This window comes from Enterococcus sp. AZ095a, assembly GCF_050546735.1.
Taxonomy (GTDB): Bacteria; Bacillota; Bacilli; order Lactobacillales; family Enterococcaceae; genus Enterococcus_D; species Enterococcus_D entomosocium.
Window position 1 is genome coordinate 2346783 of sequence record NZ_CP172953.1, and the last position, 13887, is coordinate 2360669.

Sequence of the window (13887 nt, forward strand, 5' to 3'; positions counted from 1 at the left end):
TGTGGGAAAAGGTATGTGTGTTGAGCGTCGATCATTTTGCGAGCAATGAAGTCGCTGCTTTTAGTCATCGCAAGTGATCTTTCTATGTACGTACTTTGTGAAAAAACCATTCGGCCTATTTCTAACCTATCATGGATGAAGATGTTCGCAAAGGATTTTGCTTCACAAGTGGTGTAAAAAAACAGTCGTAACAAAATTAGCACCACCGCTTTTGGTGACGATTTGACAGCATGTCAGTAATGCCAAACAGGCACTCGTTTCGGCGTTTTCTTAATAACCTGAGCTTTCGCTATGTTGTGATTTACAATGTTACAACTCTAGCAAAAAAATAACTTCAAAAAGAGAACACTCGCTGCCCTTACTTTATTTTAACAAAAAAACACAAACTTTTGAACAAAAAAACTGTTTACTGCTAAAAAATAGATAAATCACTGGATCTTTCCGCTTACAATCTAATTCCTGATCGTCAGAAAAGCCTAAAGTTAAAACAAGCCATTGATCCTTTGTGTTCATTCAACACGAGCTCACCACTACCCAAAACAAGCATTCATCGGTTGATTGATGAATCACCAGCCGATGAATGCTTCGTATTTATTCTACTTTATGAGGGAACTTCCTCACTCTCGATATAGCAATAGACCCTCAGTTCAGGCAAAGCCTGTTTTATTTGCTGCTCAATGGTATCAATAAACGTGCTTGGTTCTTCATCCGGCGCTAGTTTCAAGCTAAGGTCGGCGACGATCAAAAGTTCCTCTGGGCTTAGATGGAGGGTTCGTAAATCTTTGATTTGAATGATGGCAGGGTTGGCTAAAATTTGTTTGATCGCCATTAAATCTGATGCGGATGCCCCTTCGCCAATCAAAAGGCTATAAAATTCTTTGGCTAAAAAGACAGCAGCAGCTATCAACAACAATCCACCTAAAATGCCCCCGAGGGAATCAAATACCGGATTGCCTGTCAAAGCAGTCAATGAGATTCCTGCGATGGCGATCGTCACACTACCTAAGGCAAACAAATTTTCCGTGAAGCCTAAAAGCAGATCGGAATCGCGGCTTTCTTTTAAGAAACGGACGAGGGGCTGGTTTTGCTTGTTTTGTTCTTTGACTTCTTGCCATCCCTCTTGTACAGCCGTCACTTCAATGAAAAAACTGACAAATAAGATCGCTGCCACCAGCTGGAGCTGTTCCACTTCGTGGGTTGGGTCTAGTAGATCACGGCTGGCTTCAACAACCGCTAAAATCCCACCGCCTAAAAAAACTGTCATGGCAACTACGGTACTAAAAAAATAGGTCGCTCGTCCTTCACCAAACTGATGCAGTTCACTGCGTCCTCGCTGTGCTCGGTTTTCACCGATGGCTAGAAGTCCTTGATTGATGCAATCGATCAGACTATGGATACTTTCGTTCATCAAGACAGCACTGCCGCTAAAGAAGTAGCCGATGGCTTTCATGATCAACCCTAAGACGTGGGTCAGCAAAACGATTCTACGGGCTTTTTGTTCTTGCTGTTTTTCCATCATGGTTCCTCCCCCAGTGTATGACTTGCTGCAACAAGTTGTCTCTTTTCTTAAGAATAGCACTGCACTTCTGAGATGCAAACGAAAGCGGCTTGAGAGACTGAACTTGTTTTCAATCGATTTTTAAAGGTCTGAGGGTACAAAAAAAGTCAGGAATGTTCCTGACTTTTTTCTCTTGATTAGTAGCCGGTTCCGTCATCAACGACATCCGAGCCGTATCCGTCACCAGTTCCTGCACCTGTCTCGTTTCCAACACCGGTTTGTGTTTCTGTATTGGCATCTGCTTGCGAATCTGCTGGTGCTTGACCTAAGGCTTTCAACATATCATTACGGATTTCATTGTAAGAATAGTCTTGAATATATACGATCGATTGACCATCATAAGATTCCCCATCGTACCATTCAAAGGTATGTTTTTGAATATCGAACCCAGACAACATATTGCCCGCTAAAGATACTAAGTCTTCAAACTTAAAGTTTGTATTCACATCTTCGCTGACAGAATCTAAAATTTCTTGGTACTTGGTGACATTATTGATTTTCAAAGCTTGGTGGATCGCTGCTTCAATAACTTCTTGCTGACGGTTTCCTCGATCCACATCAGTATCCATTTTCCGGATACGGGCAAAAATCAAGGCTTGTTCACCGTTCAACAATTGACGTCCTTCTGGAATCAACGTTTCTCCCGTGTTGTCTGAAGTATATTTCTTGTTGATGTCGTAAGGCACATCAACAGTGATTCCGCCAATCGCATCGATTATTTTTTCAAAACTTGTAAAATTGATGTTTACGTAATAGTCAATTGGCAATTGCAGGTAGTTTTGGACTGTTTCAATCGTTGCGTCTTCCTCACCAATCGTGAATGCACTATTGATCTTGGCTGTAGTAGCAATTGTCCCAGTTCCTGTTCCATCATAAATATTGGTCCAAATATCTCTAGGGAGACTAACCATATCGATTTTCTTGTTTTCGCCATCATATACCATGTAAATCAAACTGTCGGTACGGGCACTGTCCAAATGTTCTGTCTTTTCACGTTCCGCGTCATTATCGACACCCATCAGCAAGATCCCAAACTTTGAATTAACATCAGAAGCTTTCAATGAGTTGTCTTCTTTACTTTTATTGGAACTGATTACAGCGGATTCTTTAAACATTTTATCCACTGAATTTTTTGCTGCATAATACGTATAGCCGGCAAATAAAACGATGCCTGCAATGGCGAAAAGAAAGATTCCTCCAATAATCACGCGTTTGTTGCGCGCTTTGTGGGCTCTTTGCTGTTTATATCTCGTCTTTCTATCCATAGTGCCTCCTTCATTTCTCCTGAATTGCTCTCCCCGATTGTACCAGAATTTTTGCGATCCGCCTATTTTTTTAAGAAGTTTTATTCTTTTTCTGTGAAGTCCTTTAAACATTCCTTAAAAATAATTCTGATGATGAAAGAAAGCTGGATAATTAGTCAACTTCTATGGATATTTTATTAAAAAACGATTTTTTTCATTCACCCTTTTTTGATGGATCAACTTCTTTTTCGACAGTAAGCTGAATAATTACACCAAATGGATCGCGAACACTTGCATAAAAAAACGCAAACGGATTTTCACTAGGTGCCTGGATCACCTGACTGCCCTTTTCCACTAGTCGTTGATAAAGCTTTTGAGCTGTTTTGGTGTCGTCTATCGTCAAACTCAAGGATAAGTGATTCCCTGCTTGGATGGGCTCCCCTTCGATCAATGGATTGTCAGCCAGCTGCAACTGGAAATCTCCGATTTGTAGGATGGAATGAGAAAGATACTGTTCTTGACCTGCAAGAATCTCCAGTGTTGGATCAAGTTTTTCTTGATATTCTTGGTTGGTGATGGCGAATAAGAGGGTCGCGTCTAATGTTTCCTGATAAAAGTGGATGGCTTCTTGGGCTTTGCCGTCTAAGGTTAAAAATAAAGCGATTTTTGGTTCGATCATTTGTTGGTTCCTCCTTTTCTTGTTACCATAAGTGTAACTGTGAATATTGCCAAAACTTGGCACCATTGGAGAAAGAAATGAAAAAATCAGAACGTTTAACTCAGGAGCTATTGTATTTACAAGGAAAAACCACTTTTCATCTAGCTGATTTGATGAAAACCTTTGCGATTTCAAAACGCACAGCCGTCCGCGATGTCCAATCGTTGGAAGAGCTGGGCTTGCCTCTCGTGGTAGAAACCGGTCGTTATGGCGGCTATCAGATCTTAAAAAATCAACTGACCCCCTTGTACTTTGACAAAAATGAACGTTATACCCTTTTCTTTGCTTTACAGCTCTTACAAAAATTATCCGATTCTCCTTTTGATCGGAGCTATCAAGGGCTGCGGCGAAAACTTTTGCAGTCTTTTTATCAAGGAGATACCGACTGGTTAGAAAAAATGGAGACGGCGGTTTCATTTCAAGGGGTGCCTCAATTGACGAGTGCACCGATCCTCTCAGCGCTTTTTTCAGCGATCGTACAAGAACAGGTCATCCAATTTACCTATCAGCGTTATCAAAAAACGAACAAGACCGTACAACCCTATCAGCTGGATTTTCGTGCTGGTTACTGGTATTGTTTGGCCTTTGATTGTCAAAAGCAGGCCTTTCGCCGCTATCGCTGTGATGCAATGCAGGGACTTGCTCCGACTGAAAAAACAGGCTATACCTTGCAGCAGTTAGATGAAAAACAGCTGCAGCAACAAGTGTTGACACAAACACTGGGCTATCACATCCGCTTTGATCTATCGGCAAAGGAACGCTTGTGGCAAGAAAAATATCCTGATATGGCAGTGGTGGAACGTCCTAGTGAGCTTTGCTTAGAAGGACACATTGCCGACAATGAGCTTGATTTTCTAGCTGACTTTCTCTTGCAATTTGGGCCAACCATCAAAGAAATCGAACCGTTAGCCCTCAAACAGGCGTATACTGAAAAAGTTCGGCGGATGCTGCAGCCATTTACAACTGACTAAGCGTCTTCACGCTGTTCGATGATGGTTGACACTCTGCCTAAAACGATTCTTACTTATAAGGAGTTTTCTACCCATGTTTCTTTTAAATAAAAAAACCTTCCAAGCGTTGGCAGCCCCCTATTTGACGGAAGGAGCTGTGATCGGCTATGCAAAATGGCAGTCCTTCAATGCCATCACCAGCCGTACCCTGCTCGTCTTAGATGATCAGCAATTGACGATTTTGGCATTGAATCTTTTCTCGACAAAAGTCCTGCAGCACAAAAGCGTGCCGCTTGCTGAGCTAAAAAAACAGCACAAAGATCCTGTTGTAGGGATGCTCGTCCCGATTCGCTTTACTTATAAAGGGGAAACCTACCGTTTTCAAATGCAGCGAGTGATTTTGCCCTTGGGCGATTGGCAAAAAACCTTTCTTGCCCGCTGGCAGGCGTGGTAAATAGGCAGCAACTGGCAAGTTCTAATTGTAAAAGAAAGAATTTTCATGAAATTTACACTCTTTTACAAGAAAGTTGTTGTATTTTTCTGATAATGTTTTCGGCTATTTCGTTCTATGGTAAGATGTCCCTAAAGAAATGGAGGCTGTCTATGGTATGTATGGAAAGTGAACGGTTAACGATCCGTCCGTTTCAAGAAAGTGATTTTGCCGATACCTTTGCTATTTATCAGCAAGCGGAAGTTTGCCGTTTCTTACTTCATGAGCCTTGGCAGACAGAAACGGCAGCGGCGTCTTTTGCCAAAAAATGTCAACAGCACATCTTGACGGACCAAGCAGGTCTTTCTTTGGCGGTACTACACGATCAAACGGTCATCGGCGATTTGTCGGTGTGGTCTACTGGTCAGCCGTCTTCCGTTGAAATCGGCTATGCCTTCCATCCGTCATTTGGCGGACAAGGGTTTGCTCAAGAAGCCTTGAAAGAGTTGATGGACTGGTTGTTTGCCAGTCAGAAGATCCATCGGGTCCAAGCGACGCTAGATGCCCGCAATCAGGCCTCAGCCAAGCTTTGCCAACGGATTGGATTGCGCCAAGAAGCACATTTTATCCAAGACTGGTGGAACAAGGGGGAATGGACCGATAGTTTGGTTTTTGCCTGTTTAGCCAGTGAATATCCTGCTCATCCGAAATAATTTAGGAGGTTTTTTATGATAAGCTTGTTACGCTACGCCAAGGATTATCGCAAACAGATTATTCTTGGTCCGTTTTTCAAATTTTTAGAAGCGGTGTTTGAATTGGTTCTGCCTTTGCAGATGGCCGCTTTAGTCGATGAGGGCCTACGGCAAAACAATTGGTCGAAGGTCGTTGAAATGACGATCTGGATGATCGTGATGTCCGTGGTGGGGATGATCTGTGCCGTCATCTGTCAGTATTATGCTTCCGTCGCTTCTCAAGGATTCGGGACAGAATTACGCAATCGCTTGATGAAAAAAATCAACACCCTTTCCCATAGCGAACTGAACTTATTCGGTACTGATACGTTGATTACTCGAATGACCAATGACATCAATCAGATGCAGATTGCTTTGGCGATGCTGATTCGGCTGGTGGTCCGGGCACCCTTCTTAAGTATCGGTTCCGTGATTATGGCCTTTGTCATTGATTGGCAAGCTGGCTTGATTTTCCTACTCGTTTTACCGCTCTTTTGTATCGTCTTATTCTGGATCATCGCCAAAACCGTGCCATTGTATAAGAAAGTTCAAGTCCATTTAGATGAGTTGAATGAGCTAGTTAGTCAAAATTTAAGCGGGATTCGGGTGATTCGTGCCTTTGCCCGCACAAAAACGGAAACGAAACGCTTTGATAAGGCAACTGATGATTTAAGTGAGGTCTATTTACGGGTGACAAATCTGTCTGCTTTATTGACGCCTGCCACCACCTTGATCATGAATGTCGGCATTATCGCGTTGTTTTATATCGGTGGATTCAAAGTCAATATAGGCAATTTGCAGCAAGGACAAGTGCTGGCACTGGTCAATTACATGAATCAAATGCTCTTAGCATTGATCGTGGTTTCCAACTTAGTGATCATCTTTACCCGTGCGGCAGCATCAGGTTCACGGATCAACGAAGTTTTAACCACTGAGCCATCGATCGGCGACGAGCTTTCAGAAGTCTTTATGGATCAGCCGAAAAACAACGTCGGAGCGATTCGCTTTGAACATGTTGATTTCCGCTTTTCAAAAGAATACGGATTAGCTTTGAAAAACATTGATTTCCAAGTCGCGCCAGGGTCTATTTTAGGTATCACTGGACCAACCGGTAGTGGGAAATCTGCCTTGACCCAATTGATTCCCCGCTTCTACGATGTAGCAGATGGCAAAGTGATCGTTGACGGTCACGATGTGCGGAAATGGCCTTTACAGCAATTACGCCAAAAAATCGCTATGGTGCCTCAAACCGCCGTGCTGTTTACGGGGACGATTCGGGAAAACTTGCAATGGGGCAAAAAAGAGGCCACCGATGAAGAATGCTGGCGCGCTTTAGAGATCGCTCAAAGCCGTGACTTCGTTGAAGCCTTGCCGCAGCAACTGGATACCCCGATTTTTGAAGGTGGCAAGAACTTTTCTGGGGGACAAAAACAACGGTTAACGATCGCCAGAGCGTTGATTGCTAAACCAGATATCTTGATTTTGGATGATTCTCTGAGCGCCCTTGACTATCAAACCGATCTTGATTTGCGGATGGCTTTAAAAGAAAGCATTCGTGGCACGGTCATCATTATCTCTCAACGGGTTCGCTCCATTCAAGATGCGCAGCAGATCTTAGTCTTAGACCAAGGGAATTTGGTAGGCAAAGGGACCCATGAAGAGCTGTTGGCATCTTCAAAAGAATACCAAGAAATCGTCGCATCACAGGCAGAGGAGGAAGAAGCATGAAAAAGAAATCATTCGATTGGTCGGCCTTTCGTCGCTACCTCCCTTATTTGACTGCCTACGCGAAGGAAACTTGGGCAGCAGTTGTCCTCGGGATCGCTGCTGGCGTCTCCTCGGTTTATATGACGTATCAGATTGGTCAAGCCGTCGATCAGCTGATAGGTGCTGATCAAGTGCAATTCAGCGCTCTCTATCGTATTTTGCTTCTGTTTGCCGGAGTGGTTTTAGTGACTGTGGTCAGTCAATGGTTGATCCAGCGACTGGGTAACCGCGTGGCGTATTTATCTGTCGCCGATTTGCGCAAAAAAGGTTTTGCGCATCTCAATACATTGCCTTTGCGCTATTATGACCAAAACTCCCACGGCAACATCGTCAGTCGTTTTACCAATGACATGGATAATATTTCCATTGCCGTCGCTGCAGTCTTCAACCAGCTGTTTTCTGGTATTTCGGTCGTCTTGATCGCCTTAGTCGTCATGCTGCAAATGAGTGTGCCCTTAACGTTGGTCGTATTGGTTTCGACCCCGATCATCTTTTTGGTCAACTGGATCGTGGCACGAACGTCACAATCGCATTTTGCTCGGCAACAAGAAATCGTCGGCGAAATTTCTGGCTTTGTTACGGAAATGATCGGCAATCAAAAAATCGTCAAAGCCTTTGATCGAGAAACCATCAACCAAAACCGTTTTGAAACGATCAACCAAGAATTGAATGTCCGGGGGCAAAAGGCACAGTTTTCTTCTTCTTTGACCAATCCCCTTTCACGATTCGTCGATCATTTGGCGTATCTGTCAGTCGGCTTTGTCGGCGGTCTGCTTTACTTTTCTGGTTCAGGTGCTGTCACGGTTGGGATGATTTCCAGCTTTACGATCTACTCCAGTCAGTTTTCGAAACCATTCATTGAATTGTCAGGAATTACGACCCAGATCCAAACGGCATTGGCTGGACTTTCAAGAACCTTTGAGCTGTTGGATCAAGAACCAGAAACAGCCGATGACCAAGAATCTCAATCACTGGGTGAGATCAAAGGCGAGATTGCCTTTGAGGAGGTGTCTTTTGCTTATGATCCTGGTCAAAAATTGATCGAAGATTTCACTTTTACTGCAAAACCTGGAGAAACCGTCGCGATCGTCGGAAAAACCGGTGCCGGTAAATCGACGTTGGTCAATTTGTTGATGCGTTTCTATGATGTTGATAAAGGCGCCATCAAGATCGATGGCACCGATATTCGTCAGTTGAAACGAGAAGAATTACGGCAAAGCTTCGGAATGGTCTTGCAAGATACATGGCTCTTTGATGCCTCTTTACGAGAAAACTTGCAATACGGAAATGACACTGCCACAGATGAAGAAATCTATGATGCCCTAAAGCATGCCTATATGTATGAATATGTGATGCGCTTACCAGAAACACTAGATACACCGATCGGTCATCAAGGCATCAAGATCTCTGACGGACAACGACAGCTATTGACGATTGCCCGCACGATGATCAGTAACCCACCAATGCTGATTTTGGATGAAGCAACCAGTTCGGTTGATACTCTGACTGAGAAAAAAATTCAAGATGCCTTTTTGAAAATGATGGAAGGCAAAACCAGCTTTGTGATCGCCCATCGGTTATCAACGATTCGAGCAGCAGACAAGATCCTTGTAATGGATGCCGGTCAAATCGTGGAGCAAGGAACCCATGAAGAATTACTGGCAGAACAAGGCTATTACTATCGCCTGTACCATGCTCAATTCCAACATTGATCAGTCATACAACAACCCCCACCACCTCAAAGAGAGACTCTTGAGTTGGTGGGGTTGTTTTGGTTGATTTATTGGTTCCAAACATCGGCATATTCTGGTTTGCGTTCAAATTCTTTTTTGGCAAAGGGACACAAAGGAATGATTTTCTTTTGTTCTTTGCGGGCTTTTTCCACCCCTTTTGCCACTAATTTTTCGGCGAGTCCTTGTCCCCGATAAGCAGGATCGACAAAGGTATGATCAATGATCATACGCGTTTCACCGGCTTTTGACCACGTCATTTCACCAATTTCTTTATCACCGTCTTTTAACACAAATCGAGCATTTTCTTCTAAGATTTCCATGATTGTTCCTCCTTTAACACATACTTTAATGCACCGCTTGGACAGGTATGGATCACTTGTGCCGCTTGGGCTGCTTCCCCATTATCAGGAATCACCCAGGGACGCCGTCCAACTTCAAAAATGGCGGGATTGCCCCGCACACAATTACCGCTGTGGGTGCAGATCTCTTTGTTGTAATAAATATCGATCGCTTCACCACGATACTTCCGATATCCTGCAGCAATCAACCCTTCTTCTGTTTCATTCGCTAGTGGCTGTTCGTCCATGTTGAACACCCTCCTCTTACTGATTGTCAGAAGCAAACTGCCTGCCTCCTCCTTCATCATACGACTTCTCGAGAAAAAAATAAATCATTTGTTCTAAAATAGCCTCTCAGTTGCCGATCATTAGATAAAAGCTTGCGTTAACACAATAAAGCGCCCCGTCAAAACTTGCTACTTTGACAGGACGCTTTTTTTATTCGTGAGGCGCTTTTGCAACAAAATGAAACCGCTGCGTGGCATAATCCCCGGCTAAATGAGGATCGATATACAACCCGAGTTGCATCAATTCATCGCCACCGAAGCTCTCTCCCCCACTTTGATAGGTAAGGTCAGGATCTAAGCCAGCCAGCTTTAAAGTAACCAATGGTGCAGAGGCTTCGGCTAAGACTCGGAAGTAAAAGACGATCGCTTCTTTTTTATCTGGAGAAACATACAGCCAGGCGGCGTCATTGCCTTCATAAGGGCTGAGCAGTCGAACAAAGCGGCCCAACTGCAGCAGGCGCCGATGTTTTTTATAAAAAGTGATTTGTTCTTTGATTTGCGCTTTTTCTTCTTCTGTCAGCTGTGTTAAGTCAAGCTCATAGCCCAGCAAGCCAGACATCGCAGCATTGCCGCGAATCGCTAGATCCGTTGCCCGTTGGGTCTGATGGTTCGGGATCGCTGAGACATGTGCCCCCATGGTGGATGGCGGATAGGCCAGACTGGTTCCGTACTGGATCTTCAAGCGGGCGATGGCGTCGGTGTTGTCGCTGGTCCAAATCTGCGGCATATAATACAAGAAACCGGCATCAAAGCGCCCGCCACCGCCAGAACAGCCTTCAAACAGGATCGTCGGATAGGCAGTGGTCAGTTTCTCTAGGAACTCATACAAGCCCAGCAGATAGCGATGCGCGACCTCCCCTTGCTGGGCAGGATCGAGGAGCAAGGAATAGACATCCGACAGACTGCGGTTCATGTCCCATTTGATATAGTCGATGGCAACCGTATCAAACAGTTGGGATAATTGCTGATAGAGATGGTCTCTGACATCTTGCCGAGAAAAGTCCAACACATACTGACTGCGGCTAAGCGCTGGCTTGCGATTTGGTACTTGTAACAGCCAATCGGGGTGTTGTCGGTTCAGTTCACTGTCGCCCGAAACCATTTCTGGTTCCAGCCAAAGCCCGAATTGCAGCCCTTTGTCATGGACTTTTTGGGAAAATCCTGCCAAGCCAGAAGCTAGCTTGCCTTCGTTTTCAAACCAATCGCCTAATGAGGTTTGGTCATCTTCTCGCTGACCAAACCAGCCGTCATCCAAAACAAACAGTTCGATTCCCAGCTCCTTCGCTTCATCAACGAGGGCATCCAGTTTTTCTTCATTGAAATCAAAGTACGTTGCTTCCCAGTTATTGATCAGGATCGGCCGTTCTTGCTTTTTGTATTTGCCCCGAATCAAATGCTCATCATAAAAGTCATGATAGGTGGCTGACAGCTGGTTCAAGCCAGCCTCACTATAAGCAATCACGGCTTCTGGGGCTTGAAAGCTTTCAGTTGGCGGCAATTGCCAGGCAAATTGATGGCTGTTGATCCCCATGATCACACGAGTCTGATGGTAAGGATCTTTTTCGATGATAATTTCATGGTTGCCACTATACAGCAAACTAAAACCAAAACACTCCCCAGCAAACTCCGTAGCATTAGGTTCCAGTATGACGGCAAAGGGATTTTGCTGATGGCTACTGGAACCACGCTTGCTGTCCAAACGCTTGATGCCGCGATTGATTGGTTCTCGGGTGACTTGGCGTTCTTTCGCCCATACCCCCGGCAAGTGGATCAAATCAAAGGGACGGTTAGGAAAATCGAGCGCTTGACTCGCCAGCTGCTCGATCGTAACAGGTTGGATTCCGTGGTTGATTATTTTACTTGAGCGGACGATCACTGCCGCATCCTCGAAAATCGTGTAAAACAGCTGCAGTTCGAGTCCCGCCACATCATCTTTTAAGGACAGAATCAGTGTTTCGATCCAGTCGTCGGCACCATGTGTCTGAGGCAATCCTGCTAGGGCGGGTTTGCCTTGTTGAATCTGGTAATCACTAAAGACAAAATGGCTGACTCGGCTACCGTTAGACTGGCGAATCCTATAAGCTGCTTCTCGAAAATCTCCGAAGCCGTTGCCAGGAAATTCCATCATCAAGGTGTCTAATGAGAAAAGCCGGTCGCTGCTGTCTGGGGGATTGGGCGAAAAGGACCGATCAAGACGTGGATAACGATAGCCGCCAGAATAATGAGCGATTTTTTTTCCAAAATAAAGGTGTGCCACATTGCCCCCTTCTTCTATTTGTATGAGATAGCTGATTTGATCGTTGCTTAAATGAAAGACGTTTAATTGTTTGTCAAAAAGAATCATATCGTACCCTCTACTTTATAATTGTTCGCTGATACTCCGTTTATTTCACGGATCCCAGCATACCTTGGACAAATTGTTTTTGTAAAACGAAGAAAATGATGGCCGTTGGCAGTGTGGCGATCACAATGCCGCACATCATCATGCCATAATCAGGTGTATAAGAAGCACCCATAGCCGAAAGAACAAGTGGAACGGTCCGTTTGTCTGGTGATTGCAAGGCAACTAATGGCCACAAATAATTGTTCCAGCTGCCCATAAACGTAATGATCGCGGCAGCTGCATAAGTATTTTTAGCCGTTGGCATGTAGACTCTAAAGAAAATACTCAGTTCATTCAAGCCATCGATCCGAGCAGCTTCGACTAATTCTCTAGGGAATGCCTTGATGTTTTGGCGGAAAAAGAAAATCAAAAAGGCGGTACAGACCGAGGGCAAAATCACGACAGCGAAGGTATTGATCCCGATTGGTGTGCCGCTAAGCTTGCTGAACATCCGATAGAGCGGGATCATTAGCGCGGCAAAAGGCACCATCATCGACAGCAGTAGAATATTAAAGATGCGGTCTTTGGTTTTCGTTCGATAAATCTCAAAGCCATACCCTGCCATGGAGGAGAACAACAGCGCAAAGACGGTCGTAATCACGGCAATCACTGCGGAATTGCCTAATGCCCGAGTAAAATTCAAATCGGAAGAAAAAAGATTTTGGAAGTTGATCACCAATTGATCCCCAATCATGATTTTCCCGGCAACGATATCAAAGGTTTGATTGGTCATCCCTAGAATCATCCAAACAAATGGAAAAATAGAGATGAAAGCCAAAATCGCCAGAAAGACGTATTTTAAAGTGAGTGAGATTGTTTTCAATTTTCTTTTCCTCCTATTTTCGTTTGGATGATCGATAAAATCACGATCGCGATCACAATGACAAAGGAGACCGCAGCGGCATACCCAAAGTTTGGCGTGAATTTGTAACTTAAATTGTAGATGTATTGTGACAAGGTCGTCGTAGCATTGGCTGGTCCACCGCCAGTAATATTTTGAACTTCATCGAATAATTGCAGCGTACCGATCGTTGAAGTGATCGTGGTAAATAGGATGATTGGACGCAAGTTGGGAATCGTGATTTTGAAGAATTGATCCCATTTTGAAGCGCCATCGATCTCTGCCGCTTCATAAATACTTGGATCGATATTCTGCATGCCTGAGATGAAAAAGATCATATTGTAGCCGGTCCAACGCCACGTGATGGCAAAAATAATCAGTACTTTTGCCCAAAAAGGATCTGTCAACCATTGGATCGGCGCATCGATCAGATGTAGCTGCGTCAAAAAGTTATTGACTAACCCGTTTGCCGAAAAGAGACTTTTCATGATCAAGGAATAAGAGACCAAAGATGTGATACATGGTAAAAACAAGGCGGTGCGGAACAGCCCTTTAAATTTCAATTTTTTGTCATTCAATATGTTCGATACGATCAGCGCCAAAAAGAGCATGATCGGAACTTGGACTAATAAGTATAAAAACGTATTGCCAAAGGCTTTTTTAAAGGTTGAGTCGCTCAACATCCGCTGATAGTTGCCAAGACCGTTAAAGGTCATCGCTGTCGGTGGTCCTGATTGGAATGACGTGAACAATGCCGAGACCATCGGGATAAAGACCAGCATCGTGATCAAAATGACGGGTAAGGTAATAAAGGCATTGCCGTTTGCAAACCAATTTTTTGTTTTGTTTTTCATTGTAATTCCCCCTTAACACAGAAACTCGCGATCGCTCACGAGTTTCTGCAAAG

General features: G+C 44.3%; 12 protein-coding genes and 1 pseudogene. 5 read left to right on the forward strand and 8 right to left on the reverse strand.

The window, feature by feature from the left end:
* Positions 1 to 601: 601 nt before the first annotated feature.
* The 3 genes from IGJ26_RS10815 to IGJ26_RS10825 all read right to left on the reverse strand — a co-directional run bounded on the left by IGJ26_RS10815 (position 602) and on the right by IGJ26_RS10825 (position 3481).
* A complete protein-coding gene (locus tag IGJ26_RS10815; protein ID WP_194188372.1) occupies positions 602 to 1519 on the reverse strand; it encodes a cation diffusion facilitator family transporter in 918 nt (305 codons plus the stop codon).
* A gap of 176 nt (positions 1520 to 1695) precedes the next feature.
* On the reverse strand, positions 1696 to 2823 hold the full coding sequence (locus tag IGJ26_RS10820; RefSeq protein ID WP_008378814.1) for an LCP family protein: 1128 nt from the start codon (positions 2821 to 2823) through the stop codon (positions 1696 to 1698).
* Between the two features lie 193 nt (positions 2824 to 3016).
* Entirely contained in the window at positions 3017 to 3481 is a 465-nt protein-coding gene (locus IGJ26_RS10825) for a VOC family protein (RefSeq protein ID WP_086373142.1), read from the reverse strand.
* Positions 3482 to 3558: 77 nt separating this feature from the next.
* Between IGJ26_RS10825 and IGJ26_RS10830 the strand changes: the two genes are divergently transcribed.
* The 5 genes from IGJ26_RS10830 (at position 3559) to IGJ26_RS10850 (ending at position 9110) form a co-directional block, all read left to right on the forward strand.
* Positions 3559 to 4491 (forward strand): WYL domain-containing protein, encoded by a 933-nt coding sequence (locus tag IGJ26_RS10830; RefSeq protein WP_194199523.1) that lies wholly within the window; start codon positions 3559 to 3561, stop codon positions 4489 to 4491.
* Between the two features lie 73 nt (positions 4492 to 4564).
* Positions 4565 to 4924 carry a hypothetical protein gene (locus IGJ26_RS10835; protein ID WP_005234941.1) on the forward strand — a complete coding sequence of 120 codons (360 nt, stop codon included), beginning with the start codon at positions 4565 to 4567 and terminating at the stop codon, positions 4922 to 4924.
* Positions 4925 to 5073: 149 nt separating this feature from the next.
* On the forward strand, positions 5074 to 5613 hold the full coding sequence (locus tag IGJ26_RS10840) for a GNAT family N-acetyltransferase (RefSeq protein WP_008378822.1): 540 nt from the start codon (positions 5074 to 5076) through the stop codon (positions 5611 to 5613).
* Between the two features lie 15 nt (positions 5614 to 5628).
* A complete protein-coding gene (locus IGJ26_RS10845; RefSeq protein WP_194188374.1) occupies positions 5629 to 7359 on the forward strand; it encodes an ABC transporter ATP-binding protein in 1731 nt (576 codons plus the stop codon).
* A complete protein-coding gene (locus IGJ26_RS10850; RefSeq protein ID WP_008378827.1) occupies positions 7356 to 9110 on the forward strand; it encodes an ABC transporter ATP-binding protein in 1755 nt (584 codons plus the stop codon). The genes IGJ26_RS10845 and IGJ26_RS10850 overlap by 4 nt, the downstream gene beginning before the upstream one ends.
* 68 nt (positions 9111 to 9178) lie before the next feature.
* Here IGJ26_RS10850 and IGJ26_RS10855 read toward each other — a convergent pair whose 3' ends face one another.
* The 5 genes and pseudogenes from IGJ26_RS10855 to IGJ26_RS10875 all read right to left on the reverse strand — a co-directional run bounded on the left by IGJ26_RS10855 (position 9179) and on the right by IGJ26_RS10875 (position 13834).
* Entirely contained in the window at positions 9179 to 9451 is a 273-nt protein-coding gene (locus tag IGJ26_RS10855; protein ID WP_005234932.1) for a GNAT family N-acetyltransferase, read from the reverse strand.
* Entirely contained in the window at positions 9439 to 9717 is a 279-nt protein-coding gene (locus IGJ26_RS10860) for a (4Fe-4S)-binding protein (RefSeq protein ID WP_008378829.1), read from the reverse strand. Before IGJ26_RS10860 ends, IGJ26_RS10855 begins: the two co-directional genes overlap by 13 nt.
* Positions 9718 to 9907: 190 nt before the next feature.
* Positions 9908 to 12100, reverse strand: coding sequence for an alpha-galactosidase (locus IGJ26_RS10865; protein WP_194188375.1), 2193 nt, complete (start codon positions 12098 to 12100; stop codon positions 9908 to 9910).
* 40 nt (positions 12101 to 12140) lie between these two features.
* Positions 12141 to 12956 (reverse strand): annotated as a pseudogene (locus IGJ26_RS10870) (carbohydrate ABC transporter permease); the annotation flags it as partial.
* A gap of 2 nt (positions 12957 to 12958) precedes the next feature.
* Positions 12959 to 13834: a carbohydrate ABC transporter permease gene (locus tag IGJ26_RS10875; protein WP_005225588.1), complete on the reverse strand. Its 876-nt coding sequence runs from the start codon at positions 13832 to 13834 to the stop codon at positions 12959 to 12961.
* Between the last annotated feature and the right edge of the window lie 53 nt (positions 13835 to 13887).

Bases quoted from the DNA above. Each gene is read 5' to 3' on its own strand.
- IGJ26_RS10815 (WP_194188372.1), bottom strand. From the start codon at position 1,519: ATGATGGAAAAACAGCAAGAACAAAAAGCCCGTAGAATCGTTTTGCTG.
- IGJ26_RS10820 (WP_008378814.1), bottom strand. From the start codon at position 2,823: ATGGATAGAAAGACGAGATATAAACAGCAAAGAGCCCACAAAGCGCGC.
- IGJ26_RS10825 (WP_086373142.1), bottom strand. From the start codon at position 3,481: ATGATCGAACCAAAAATCGCTTTATTTTTAACCTTAGACGGCAAAGCC.
- IGJ26_RS10830 (WP_194199523.1), top strand. From the start codon at position 3,559: ATGAAAAAATCAGAACGTTTAACTCAGGAGCTATTGTATTTACAAGGA.
- IGJ26_RS10835 (WP_005234941.1), top strand. From the start codon at position 4,565: ATGTTTCTTTTAAATAAAAAAACCTTCCAAGCGTTGGCAGCCCCCTAT.
- IGJ26_RS10840 (WP_008378822.1), top strand. From the start codon at position 5,074: ATGGTATGTATGGAAAGTGAACGGTTAACGATCCGTCCGTTTCAAGAA.
- IGJ26_RS10845 (WP_194188374.1), top strand. From the start codon at position 5,629: ATGATAAGCTTGTTACGCTACGCCAAGGATTATCGCAAACAGATTATT.
- IGJ26_RS10850 (WP_008378827.1), top strand. From the start codon at position 7,356: ATGAAAAAGAAATCATTCGATTGGTCGGCCTTTCGTCGCTACCTCCCT.
- IGJ26_RS10855 (WP_005234932.1), bottom strand. From the start codon at position 9,451: ATGGAAATCTTAGAAGAAAATGCTCGATTTGTGTTAAAAGACGGTGAT.
- IGJ26_RS10860 (WP_008378829.1), bottom strand. From the start codon at position 9,717: ATGGACGAACAGCCACTAGCGAATGAAACAGAAGAAGGGTTGATTGCT.
- IGJ26_RS10865 (WP_194188375.1), bottom strand. From the start codon at position 12,100: ATGATTCTTTTTGACAAACAATTAAACGTCTTTCATTTAAGCAACGAT.
- IGJ26_RS10875 (WP_005225588.1), bottom strand. From the start codon at position 13,834: ATGAAAAACAAAACAAAAAATTGGTTTGCAAACGGCAATGCCTTTATT.